At 39.9% G+C, this 12,388-nt stretch carries 9 protein-coding genes and 1 pseudogene; 1 reads left to right on the top strand and 9 read right to left on the bottom strand.

From position 1 onward, the window contains the following. Positions 1-11 precede the first annotated feature (11 nt). From tssM to MMO38_RS06265, 9 genes and pseudogenes are all read right to left on the bottom strand, one after another. On the bottom strand, positions 12-3,827 hold the full coding sequence (tssM, locus tag MMO38_RS06305; protein WP_241322954.1) for a type VI secretion system membrane subunit TssM: 3,816 nt from the start codon (positions 3,825-3,827) through the stop codon (positions 12-14). 27 nt (positions 3,828-3,854) lie between these two features. Beyond that, the gene (locus tag MMO38_RS06300) at positions 3,855-5,276 is read right to left on the bottom strand and encodes a hypothetical protein (RefSeq protein WP_241322953.1); all 1,422 of its coding nucleotides are present in this window, start codon (positions 5,274-5,276) and stop codon (positions 3,855-3,857) included. Then, entirely contained in the window at positions 5,276-6,271 is a 996-nt protein-coding gene (gene tssG / locus MMO38_RS06295; RefSeq protein WP_241322952.1) for a type VI secretion system baseplate subunit TssG, read from the bottom strand. Before tssG ends, MMO38_RS06300 begins: the two co-directional genes overlap by 1 nt. After that, on the bottom strand, positions 6,235-8,046 hold the full coding sequence (gene tssF / locus MMO38_RS06290) for a type VI secretion system baseplate subunit TssF (RefSeq protein WP_241322951.1): 1,812 nt from the start codon (positions 8,044-8,046) through the stop codon (positions 6,235-6,237). The genes tssG and tssF overlap by 37 nt, the downstream gene beginning before the upstream one ends. A gap of 12 nt (positions 8,047-8,058) precedes the next feature. Continuing rightward, positions 8,059-8,535, bottom strand: coding sequence for a type VI secretion system baseplate subunit TssE (gene tssE / locus MMO38_RS06285; RefSeq protein ID WP_005195659.1), 477 nt, complete (start codon positions 8,533-8,535; stop codon positions 8,059-8,061). Positions 8,536-8,609: 74 nt separating this feature from the next. Next, a complete protein-coding gene (locus MMO38_RS06280) occupies positions 8,610-9,113 on the bottom strand; it encodes a type VI secretion system tube protein Hcp (RefSeq protein WP_005195657.1) in 504 nt (167 codons plus the stop codon). 137 nt (positions 9,114-9,250) lie between these two features. Beyond that, positions 9,251-10,732: a type VI secretion system contractile sheath large subunit gene (gene tssC, locus MMO38_RS06275; RefSeq protein WP_005195655.1), complete on the bottom strand. Its 1,482-nt coding sequence runs from the start codon at positions 10,730-10,732 to the stop codon at positions 9,251-9,253. Then, the gene (tssB, locus tag MMO38_RS06270) at positions 10,725-11,228 is read right to left on the bottom strand and encodes a type VI secretion system contractile sheath small subunit (RefSeq protein WP_005195653.1); all 504 of its coding nucleotides are present in this window, start codon (positions 11,226-11,228) and stop codon (positions 10,725-10,727) included. The genes tssC and tssB overlap by 8 nt, the downstream gene beginning before the upstream one ends. Positions 11,229-11,244: 16 nt before the next feature. Continuing rightward, positions 11,245-11,820, bottom strand: a pseudogene (locus tag MMO38_RS06265) (hypothetical protein); the annotation flags it as partial. A 58-nt stretch (positions 11,821-11,878) separates the two neighbouring features. Here MMO38_RS06265 and MMO38_RS06260 point away from each other — a divergent pair. Further along, positions 11,879-12,388: IS5 family transposase (locus MMO38_RS06260; protein ID WP_241322950.1), on the top strand; the 510-nt coding region annotated here is incomplete at its 3' end.

Here is a 12,388-nt window from a genome sequence, read left to right as displayed (position 1 = left end):
CATCCTAATCATTACGGTGTTGCTCCTTGAGATGGCGAAACAGTAGAAGATTGTGATGCTGCTGCAACACTATTGTTTGGAGTCATTTGAGCAGAGACAACGCGAACTGCTTTCTCAGTCACCACTTTATCCACAAGTTTTAAACCTGTATAACCACGGCTCGATCCAACATTGCCTGAGCTATTGCCACTGATTAATCGGAAGTTTACTTTCAATGATAATGCTGGATTTGCCTTGCTCTTCCAAACCATCTCAAAGCTACCATTTTGCTCTTTACGTTGTGCACTATCAATCAAACGATTAATCCCGTACTCACCAGGTTCATCAAAGATAGTATGCGTTTGTCCTTCTAGATCGATCGCAGTGATACGCGCACCAGGAATCGCGCCTTTATTTGGCCAAACAAAATTCACCCATTGTTGAATGCCATTTTCATAGACCATACGTTGACCATCAATATCAATGGTATAAGACAAGAATTGTGGGTTCTGTAATGGATAAAACTGGAAGTTAGATTGGTTCGATGCTGGCGCAGCCGCAGGCTGATCTAAACTACCTGTTGCCATACCATTGATCGGTGCAACATATTGTTGGAAAGCCATCACAAATTGTGGATTCAGGCTGATGCCTAAATCTTTCCACGTCTTAGAAGTCAACACATAACCACGGCGAATCACAAATGGATCTAAAGCCTCTTTCACAAAGCGAGAAATACTGCCTGTTTCACCAAAGATCTGACCGATTTCATTACTGGTGGCTTGTAACGTTACACTCGAATTGAATGGATACTTCTGACTAAGATTGGTTTGGAACGGTTGATATGCTTGTATCCCCCAAAGTTTATTTAACTCATCCTGAGTTGGCAGGATCAAACTTGAAAATGCCTGCGTCAACGGACTCATCAATAATTTCTGTGCCACTTGCTGATCGGCTTCTTTCATACCCACCATCATTTTCTCATCAACATACTTCTGGGTAGTGTTAAAGACAGAAGTTTGATCAGTAATGGTCTGTTTCACCAATGCCATTGCACTTGGTCCAATCTCACCTGCTGTTTTGAGGTCATTGAACTTACTACGCACCTGCGCGAGATGATTCATATACTCATCAAATAATGATTTGTCTTGTAGATCATCACGCTTACGTACCAATTGATAGAACATTTGGTACTCTTGCGAAATTGCACCCTGTGCTTTATTCATGGCTTGAATAGTACGTTGATCATCAGAGCTTTTTAAGACTTTTCGCTTGAACCACGCAACAAAGCCTTTTTCAGGGATCGCCAGTTCTGCTTGCACAATTGGATTATCCCAATTGGTTTCAATGGCAATACGTTGTAATAGCACACGAATTGGTGAGTTTTGTGGTTCACCTAGAACATCAATACTTTTGACCTGTTGGCTAAACTGATCCGCTTTTGCATAATAAATACCATTCAGGAACTTCTTCCATTCTGCTACATATTCTTGCTTATACAACGCCACCAATTGTTTACGAATCTGCTCAGGGCTACCAGAGAACGTGAGATCGTCCGATTGACGGCTATTCAACACCCAATCTTTGCTATCTGTTGGTTTGTTTGCTGCATCATCGATGGCGGTTTCCACATATTCATCCCATGCTTTCTGAGTGAAAACACCTGGCAATGCATAACTACCTAACACGATACCTCGATTTTGCTCCCCAACAATTTGACCAACGGTCACCGCTGGAAAACGCACTGCAGCACGCATTTTAATTTCATTATAAACACGATCACGTGCTGGCATACCTTGTACGACAGACAACAATACTTGACGCGTTTGATCAACCACTTGTGCATCTGTTTCCAAGATAGGGAAACCACTTTGATTGGCCAAGGTCATCGCATAAGAAAGAATCTTTTCCGCATCCTGAATCATCTCGCCACGTGGCATTTGTCCACGGTTACTGTCTAACCAAGAACGCCAAAAACGAGAGACTTGATCACTCAAATGACTACTGTCCATGTATTCAGGATTGCTCATCATCAGATAAGCTTTAAGCGCGTTATAAGCATCTTGCGGGTTGCTATCAGACGGCTCTAAATACTGTTGGGTTTTAGCAACCTGCTTGATTTCGACATTGACATGATTTTCTTTCAACGTTGTTTCATTATTTTTAACACGTTGTAAATATTGCGCGATATTTTGCTGAGTTGGCGTCAACACGATCTGCTTGATACCTTTCAAGTATTCAGCTTTTAAACTTTCACGTAATTGATTGCCTTGATACAAACCGAAACTAAATTTGAGCGGGCGATTGTTATCGAACTCATCCAGTTGTTGTAGACGCTCTTGTAAGATTAACAAAGCTTCAAGTTGCGTTGAGAGTTGTCCACCAGATGACTTTTCCAAATGCACAACTTTATCTAAATCTGCCTGTACGTCGCTGATCAATTGTTGGTTATTGCGATATGACCAGACCCATACTCCCAATATCAGTGAAACGCCCACCAATGCGCCAATAAATGCGATATAGCGTTGACGTTTTTTAGCAGGGTTAATGTGCTGTTTTACTAAATCCTTATCTCGCAAAATGACATTCGAGAACAATCCATGTAAGAAATAACCATGATTCGGCGCAACTGATGGTGTGATGCCTTCTTGGGTACTGCTTTGGATATGCTCAAGCTGAAACTCTTGTGCAATGTTCTCTGTCATTGGGCTTTCAATAACGCCCTCTTGCAAAGCACTGGTAAAATAGAAACCACGGAATACCGGTTGGAACTGATATGGATTATCTTCAAACAACGTCCCAATAAAGCTCTTAAGTGCAGGCTTTAATGTTTTGAACTCCAGTGGGAATGTCATGACACTTGGTGAGATATTTTGCGAATGACGACGACTTAAATGCGTCGTGCTGACGCTTTTCAAACCGTCATAAAGCAAGCTGTAATGTTTATCAAATAATTCGACGGCATTTTGTGAGGAGTTCTGTTCATACGGCAAAGTCGCTCCCCAAGCTTGGTTGTATTCTTGCGATTCATAACAGTCGAAGAACTCCGTAAATCCAGCAATCAAATCCATTTTAGAGAAAATCAAATAGACAGGAACCACAACTTCTAATTTCTCGGTCAAATCTTGAATACGAGCGCGTAAGTTTTTGGCCAATTTCAATGAGCTTTCAGGACTCTGACTGACCAATTCAGCAATACTCACAATCACAATCAAGCCATTTACAGGGGCTTTAGAGCGATTTTTCTTTAAAATATTCAGGAAGCCTAACCATTCAGAATGATCTTCTGAATAGACCGAATAACGTCCTGCGGTATCCAGTAAAATTCCCTCTGTAGAGAAAAACCAATCACAATTACGTGTCCCACTCAGACCAGCAGACACCATTTTTTGATGCGTTTCTTCAAAAGGAAACTTTAACCCAGAGTTATAAATTGCAGAACTCTTTCCTGCCGCGGGGTTACCAATCACCATATACCAAGGCAATTCATAAAGCGCAGCATTGCCTTTTTTATCGCCTAATTTTGATTTGCGAATCAACTGAATCGACTCTTTCATCTGCTGATGGATTAACTGTAATTCAGCCTTATCTTTTTGTTGACCATGTTCAGCACTACTTTCTTGCTCAATCGCGTTGGCTAACTCTTCACCCTGTGCAGCATGGCGTTTTCTTTGGATCAACCAATAGATGCCATAGCCGATTAAACCCAGTACATAGGTTGCAGCCAAAGCCAGAAAAATATGACGTGGAATAACCGAATAGGAAGAAACAAGTGCCACAAATAAAGACAAGGCAATAATTGCTTTCGGATTAGTGATGTACTGCCACAGATAACCTAAAATGATGTACATTGAGTTCTCGAATTCTTAAAAAGTTAATCAATCAGCAATCGCAACGCTTTCCTGATCTTGCTTAATCTCAGAAAAAGTTTGAATAAATGCTTTTAAATCTTGGCTATACACAAAAGCAACCTGTGGATCTGGAAGCTGTGCTCCCAACATCAATCCAAAAACTTTTGCGACGTTTTGAGTGTGCCCAGCCATCGGTTGGCAATAAAGATAGTGATGCGGTTCAATTGGACTCTCTGCAAAAAACTGCGTTAGTTTTTTAACAACTTTGACATCGGAACCATCTTCAATCACCAAGACAAAAGGCACCTCATCCTCATATTGTGGTAAATCATGAATATCTAGCTCATCAAAAATTTGCTTTAAATTATTTTGATTTGATACAAGCTTTAAGGTTTTTAAAGGTTGTAACTGTTCTATCTCAACCACCGCAGGTGCAACACAAAAACTGCTGACATATTCAGCAGGTATGTAGGCTTTTTTGCCCCACATTTTTTCATCGATAATTTCTTGATCAAGTTCAGAATCAGCTGCAATGATCAAGGAAATGTCGTGTGGCTGTTTTTGGATTCGATCAAACAACTCAACCACATACTGATCCACAGATGATCGACTGACAAAATGATATTCGATATGAAACTTCTGTGGAATGATCCCTAAATCATAGAAAATGGTCTGAATACCTTCATTACTGCTTTGATCATTCCAAGTGTGAATCACATCCTCAGAAAGTATAATATGCAGGTTGAGCTTCTCTAACCGATAGACCTGCTCAATCTGTTTTAATTCAGTTTCCTCATCACTCGACACGGTTGGATCTATCCAAGCAGGATGCATACGGTACTCATGCAAATTCTGGCTTTCATAAAACAAACTAGAACGTTGTAAATGATCTGAGATAGCACTCAACATTTCATTATGCTGTTGAATTTGATGATGAATAAGTAACGTGATTCGCTGCTGTCGCATGCTGACAAATTGCATATCTAAAGCTGTATCTTCACTGAGCAACTGATCCAATGCCTCAATACGATAAGACAAAACTGGCGATCCATGCGCATCCGATAAATTACTATCCAACAACGGCCCCGCAAGCGTCTTGATGCCCTCAAGCGTTGAATCATTTTCACCTAAAGCACTGTATGCTCCTGCCGCATAAATGTTCAGTTCTAACCAAGTGCTTTTTTGGACTTCTTTTTGCTCAGTAGCTTCAATATTTTGACTTTGCTCAGTGGCTAAGGCTTGTTGCTTTTTATCTTTATACTTTTGAAAAGCCAGATATATCAACCACGGTAAAATCAAAACTGAGGTGATGATTAAAGGTAATATAAAGAAATAATGGATGAGATCGCCTGATTCTGGTTGATATTGGGTATCACGCCAAAAATAAATCACAACCAACCCGACCAAGATGAAACAAGTGATAAATATTGCGATAATCTTCTTGATCATTATGCCGCCCCTAACAGTGCATAACGCGTTTCGATGTTATGTTGTAATTGTGTGGATGGCATTAAAAACGCCCCTTGCCCTAAACCAATATTATGGGTCGAATTTAAACCCATTGGGCCAATTTCACTTTTATCCAAGATCAGTCGAACATCGATAAACAACGTTGGGCTACACCACGTTTGGATCAAATGCTTCAATTTTTTATTTAATGGTTGTTCGGGTAAAAAAGCCAAATACTGCTCTCGTTTTAATGGGCCAATTTGTATTTCAATCTTGCCATCGATTTGTTGTACCGTATCCCCACAAAAGGTATTCACCCCCAACAAGCTTGGATTTTTCCCACCCAAGCTGGTCTTCTGTTCGTCACCTAACTGGAATTTTTCTTTCACAAATTCCTGAATACAAACCTGCTCATTAAACACACAAGTTAATACCGTTTTTAATGCATGAGCAGTATTGTTCTGTCCTTGCATCAAGCCTGCAAATTCCGCAAAATATTCGTCTAAATTCTGCTGCTCATGTTGGGAACTAATATAACCATTTAAGGCATGCAGAATATCGAGGTAATGATTATCCTGTTCGATTTCATAACGGATCGGTAAATTGTAAGTCAGGCTTGCATCAACATACTTCGCGGTCAAAGTATGATTAAACAATCCCAAAAACTCTTTCGCTTCGAGTCTTTGCTGTCTCGAACTTTGTTTTAATTTATTGGTATAGGTATAAGGCAGCGTACCTTGTGTGCCTGTTAAACCCACAACAAGATTTGTCAAATAAATACGTTCATCTTGATAGCGTAACTCTTCAATTTCAGTGGCAGGAAAACTTAAACTAAATGATGTTTCAAACTTAAAATCTTCTGACCAATTTCGAGACACAGGTGCATGAGGCACATGCCGCAATAGCCGAGCTGACTGAATAAACTCAAAAGTGCCCGCCTTTTTAAAGAGCTGATCAACTACAGAAGCGTCTTGCCACCAACGTTCTGAACGCATTGGTATATCTCCTGTTGGTTAAGACTATCTTTAACAACCACATCAACAAAACTATTGATCTGCACTTTAAGATTAAAGATATGGCTGAGTAACTGGCTAAAAATATATAAGCTATGCCCTCTAAAGACGCTTCGATTCACACCTAACTCTACTTTCACTCCCCGAATAAACATCGGAAATGGTTTGGCATTGACCAATTTATTGGTCGTCGAAAAACTTAATGTTTTCAATGCGTCAATCAATAAAATATTTTCTTTTGAATGTGGCAAATTATATAAAGCTAACAATTCTTTGAGGTGGCTCAGCGCATCCCCTTTCATCAATGCCAAAGTATTCAATGACAAATGCGAAATAATTCGCCACTGTTCATTTTTATTTTTATCAAACTCAAAAGGAGACGTTGGACGTTTGAGAATCAAAGCACGTCGAGCCAAACTGCTATCATTTAGATTTAAAATATTGTTGCTTTGACCCAAAGCCTCATGCGCTAAATCACCATTTGAGCACAACAATTTAGTGCTAATAAAATCTGATTTTATTTCATACGGTTTTAAATGCTTCGAAACAATTGAATATCCCATCTGCATGGTTTTGTTGGACGATGGAAAGTAATTCAATGCATAAAAAAACTGTACTTTATCGTTATGGTAATGGCTCATAGCGAAGAAAGGGAGCACAGGTAAATAGGTTTGTTCCTGATTGGTTTTTTCCCGCACCATATTCATCTCAATCACTGAATACACTTGATATAGCTCAGGATGATGCGCATCTGTTACCAATGGATATTGCAATTGGGTATGGGCTATTTTTTGTGGCTCAGCCTGTTTCTCAAACAGATTAATTGCGGGTGTGGTAAATAATTTGAAATTTGCGATATTCAATTCTGAGTAATTACGTACCACAGCCTGATCATTTAGATTCAATTTAAGATGAATCAAAATTTCAAAACTCGAATGTTGTTGTTGCAGGATGCCTTTTAACTGACTTAAGTCGAGATTGAGATAGTTAAATTTTTCAGGAAAACAAAAATATTCCATCAACAACCGATAAGCATGATGCGTATGTTGATCAACAGGAAGTAAACTTTCTTGCTCAGTGAAACCCATCACCAAAAATGGATTGGAAATCTCGACAATACGTGATCCAATCCGTACTGAAAAAGCTGTTTCTTTCTGAAAAATACTATCCAAGACTTGTAATGGAAAATTTGAGATCGCATCTAAATAAATTGGCAATTTTTCATCAAGCACACAAGACTGAGCGTCATTAAATACTTCAAATTTCAAACTCAAAGTTGCATTCTGATTCAGATGCATATGGGTACTGGGTGAAGTCTGAAAATCCAAATCCGTTAATGCGATAGGTAATAAACGAACTTCATTGCTGGTATTAAACTCACATTGCACGCCTTTAAAACTACGTGATCTTAATGCCGTTTTTTGAGGAATAATATGTGGTGATGTGAGTTGTTTAATTTTATTAATATCTTCAAAACTGACCACAGTACAGGCTGGAAAATGACGTAAATATTGAGGAAACATCACCTCAAATAACGAATAAGTAAATACGTCATAGCTGTCTGCTAACTTTTTATCGATTCGTGCCGCAATCAATGAAAAAGCCTGAATTAACCGCTCAATATGAGGGTCATCAATTTGTTCTTGGTTCAGTGATAATCGTTGAGCAATCTTTGGATACTTCTGCGCAAACTCTCTAGATTGTTGACCGAACTCTTGTAATTGTTTTTCATAATACGGTAAAAGTTGTTCTATCACAGTTCTCTCGCGCTAAGCTCTTGCAGAAATAACATATTGTTGTGTCGTCGGTTTTAATAAAGCATCAAAAAAAACGGGTTCATATAACGGATGGATATTTAAGTAGGCCTGAATGCTTAAACACAATGCTCCCATATTATGCCCATCTAACAACATCTCGACTTTAATCTGCCGCAACCTTGGCTCATGTGCCGCAATAGACTGCTCAATAGACTGACAAATCTTATCTCGATCCAACGGGTTCGCGGTTGAAAGTCCAACGAAATCAATGATCCCAAACTGCAAAATAGACTTTTTTGCGAGTGGATATTCATCCATATCAGTATCAAACTGCGCAATTCTAGTATTGAGTAGATCCTCCAAATCACGAGCAACCGACTCCCGTAATTGTTGAATCGACAATCCCCTTAAATAATCTTCATGCTCAGGCAATAAGCGATCAAACAATGTTGACCTAAACCCATATGGATATAAATGATCTAAATTCATTTTTGATAAAACAGAAAGATAAGGGAAATAGAGGTTAATGAATCATTAACCTCTATGAAAAATCACGATTCTAATTATGCAGCGTAAGATGCTGTATTGTTAGAAAGTGACCATTTCTTAGTTACAGCACCTTTCGCAGTACCGTTAATATCTTGTTGGTTATATGTCCACTCAACAGCAGCATATTTCAAACCGAACTGTTCAGTTGGAACGCCTTCTTCATTTACAATCGGGGTTACACTTGAAACTAAAACGTGCTTCAATTTGATTTGTAAGTACTTGATACGCTTATCACCGTTTGCACGATAAAAATCAATCTGTACTTCATCAAAAGTATAACCAGCAGAACATGCTTCCCAAAGTTTAGGACTAGTTGCATCCAAATCTTTAAGGAAAATCATATCTTCGTGCTCAACACGCTCAGCAGTATGCCCCCCAACACTACTTGAAGTCGCAGACTTAGGCTGACGGATTTTGTGAGACCAAGAGTTAACTTCTAGCCAACCTTTGTGCTCTGAATCACGAGATTCTCCATCAACCTTGTATTTGCCACGAAACTCAACGTATATATCTTTCATTTAAAAATTACCTCTGTTTATTTAAAGTTATTTTAGGGTCTGTTGACACCTCAGCTATGTCTTGAATCGTCTAAAAAACATCTTTAGTCGCAAACATTTGTGAAGTACCAACCTCCCCTTTTGGCTGATCTCATTTTTTAATTTGAGGACTGCGGTAGTTCAGTCACGAGTCGCAAAGAAACAGACAACTCATCCAGCTGGAAATGTGGTCTTAAAAAGACCACAGATTTGTAGTGACCTGGCTGTGCAGGATCTTCTACAACTTTTACTGATGCCTCACGAAGCGGATATTGTGCTTTCGCCTCTTGTGATGCACCATCATCAAGCAAAACATATTGTGAGAGCCATTCGTTCAAAAAGGCTTCAACATTGCCTGCTGATGCAAAGCTGCCCACTTTGTCACGCATCATTGCTTTTAAATAATGTGCGATACGTGAGACAGCCATGATGTACTGGATCTGACTTGAAAGTGCAGAGTTTGCGTTGGCAGTATCACTGTCATATTTCTTCGGTTTTTGTGCCGATTGCGCGCCAAAGAAAGCGGCATAGTCTGTATTTTTGCAATGAACCAGTGGAATGAAACCGAGGTCACTGAGTTCTTTTTCTCGACGATCAGTAATCGCGATCTCTGTTGGACACTTAAATACAACTTCACCATCGGAGGTTTTAAAAGTATGCACTGGCAAACCTTCAACTAAACCACCACCTTCTACACCACGAATCGCAGCACACCAACCATGTGCATCGAAAGCATTGGTTAAACGTGTACCAAAGGCATAAGCGGCATTCATCCACAAGTAATCATTATGGTCTTCACCCGTTACCGCTTCGATGAAGTTAAAACCTTCCGTTGCGGTGCCTTCTTTCGGATGATAAGGCAAGCGCCCTAAAACATGCGGCATGGTGAGGGCAACATAACGTGAATCTTCGCTCTCACGGAAAGAGCGCCATTGCACATATTCTGCGGTTTCAAAGATTTTTGAAACATCGCGTGGACGATCGATATCAGTGAATGATTCAAGACCTAAAATATTTGGGCTCGCAGCAGAGATAAATGGCGCGTGGGCAGCCGCTGCAACATGCGAAACTTGCTCCAATAAATACATATCAGAAGGCGTGCGATCAAATTCAAAATCACCGATTAACGCAGCGTATGGTGCACCACCAAATGAGCCATATTCTTCTTCATAAATCTTTTTAAACAAAGTACTTTGATCAAAGTCTGTTGCACCTTGGAAGTCCTTCACTAACTCTTTTTTGGTCGTATTTAACATACGAATTTTAATCATTGAGTGCGAAGGTGTTTCTTGACAGAAATAGTAAAGTCCACGCCATGTCGATTCAATTTTCTGAAATTGTTCATGGTGCATGATTTCACTAAGCTGCTTTGAAATTAAAGCATCAATTTCGGCAATACGCTTATCAATCGATAAGGTCATATTTTCTGAAACTGTGATCGTCCCTGCCATCACTTCTTTGGCTAACTCACCAATCAAACTTTTAGCGCGGACATGCTCGTCATCATTACGGGCAATACGACTTTGCTCTACGATCGAATCAAGCAAATTTGCTGATTCAGCTTCTACATTTGATGCAGTTGCAGCTTGTAAATTACTCATTTTCCGCCTCCGCGCTCAGTTGGCGTACTTGATCTGTATTTTTTAGCACGTCATCCAATAAATCTTCTAAACGTTCACTATTCGAAATCTTATTTCGAAGATCAGTTAAACGTTCACGTGCTGCAACCAATTTACGTAAAGGATCAACCTGTTGTACAACTTGCTCAGGTCTAAAATCTTCCATTGAATTAAAAGTTAAGTCGACAGACATACGTCCGCCCTCTTCAGTCAATGTATTCTCAACTTGAAATGCCGCTCTCGGTGCTAAAGACTCCATCACTTCATCAATATTGTCCAAATCAACATTGATGAATTTCTTGTCTTTTAATTTGGTCTTTTCAAGCTCTGAAGCAGCAGAAAAGTCGCCCATCACCCCAACGACAAAAGGCAATTCTTTAGACTCTCTACCATCACCCACTTCGACATCGTAAGTGAGCTGCACACGAGGAGGACGAATACGTTGCAATTTTTTCTGTACGCTTTCTCTTTTTGCCATAACTCTATACCCTTGATTATTTTTTCAACGAAGCGAATGGATTCGTACCTGTCGGTCGAACAGCACTTGGTGTTGTGGTTGTCGGACGACTTGCTGGTGCAGCAGTCTGTGTGGTGTTACGCGGTGCAGAAGTGGTTCGTGCTTTAGGTTGACTTACTACACGTCGATTCGCGGTGCTCGTACTTCGAGCTTCTTTTTTAGGTGCTTCCTCTACAACCTTGGTCGTAATCACAGGCGCAGGTAATGCGGTACGAATATTCTCGCTAAGCTGTTTAGCAGGTGGATAAGTTAAATCTGTACTGAGATAACGCATTTCATCGGTTCGCATGTGTTGTAATGCATTATTTGCAATATCAACACTCGCTAGGAAAGTGACATCAGTCAACGTCGCGCCTTGAATATTTTTTTGTTGCAATTCATTTGCCAACGTCAAAGCATTCATGGGTTGTTTCAGCTCATACATTCGCATCGCTGCTTGAGCCAATAAATCATTGACTTGACTAGCATTCGATTTATCACAAACCTGCTGATAAATTTTCAATAGTGCTTGATCGGTTTGACCCGCGACCAACGGGTTTTGTTTAATACATTTTCTTGGCTTTGTTGCACAAACCTATCTGTAAAGGCTTTTTCAGCGATATAATTTTCAAATGAAGAAGCCTACACACAAAATCTACCGCACAACCAATTGGCCCGCATATAACCGAGCACTCATTAATCGCGGAAATATTGCCCTTTGGTTTGATCCTGCTACGCAATGGTATGCTCCATCAAAAGGCAAACAAGGGCGAAATCAAACCTACTCCGACGCAGCCATCCAATGCTGCTTAATGATTAAATCCTTATTCCGTCTATCTTTACGTATGGTCACTGGCTTTGTGCAAAGTCTGATTAAACTTTGCGGATTAAATTGGACCGCACCAGATTACAGTACGCTTTGTAGAAGACAAAAGCATATTGATATTGTAATCAGCTACCAAAAAAGTAGCGATGGGCTGCATCTACTCATGGACTCTACAGGCATGAAGTTTCTAGGTGAGGGCGAATGGAAACGCAAGAAACATAGACCTGAATATCGTCGCCAATGGCGTAAACTTCATATTGGTATAGATGCTAAAACCCTACAAATACGAGCAGTTCAGCTTACAACCAATAATGTC

It is taken from the genome of Acinetobacter sp. NIPH 1852 (assembly GCF_022549455.1).
Taxonomy (GTDB): Bacteria; Pseudomonadota; Gammaproteobacteria; order Pseudomonadales; family Moraxellaceae; genus Acinetobacter.
This window is presented reverse-complemented; position numbering and strand designations above follow the sequence as displayed.

Coding starts and splice junctions, on each gene's coding strand:
- tssM (WP_241322954.1), bottom strand. CDS start 3,827: ATGTACATCATTTTAGGTTATCTGTGGCAGTACATCACTAATCCGAAA.
- MMO38_RS06300 (WP_241322953.1), bottom strand. CDS start 5,276: ATGATCAAGAAGATTATCGCAATATTTATCACTTGTTTCATCTTGGTC.
- tssG (WP_241322952.1), bottom strand. CDS start 6,271: ATGCGTTCAGAACGTTGGTGGCAAGACGCTTCTGTAGTTGATCAGCTC.
- tssE (WP_005195659.1), bottom strand. CDS start 8,535: ATGAATTTAGATCATTTATATCCATATGGGTTTAGGTCAACATTGTTT.
- MMO38_RS06280 (WP_005195657.1), bottom strand. CDS start 9,113: ATGAAAGATATATACGTTGAGTTTCGTGGCAAATACAAGGTTGATGGA.
- tssC (WP_005195655.1), bottom strand. CDS start 10,732: ATGAGTAATTTACAAGCTGCAACTGCATCAAATGTAGAAGCTGAATCA.
- tssB (WP_005195653.1), bottom strand. CDS start 11,228: ATGGCAAAAAGAGAAAGCGTACAGAAAAAATTGCAACGTATTCGTCCT.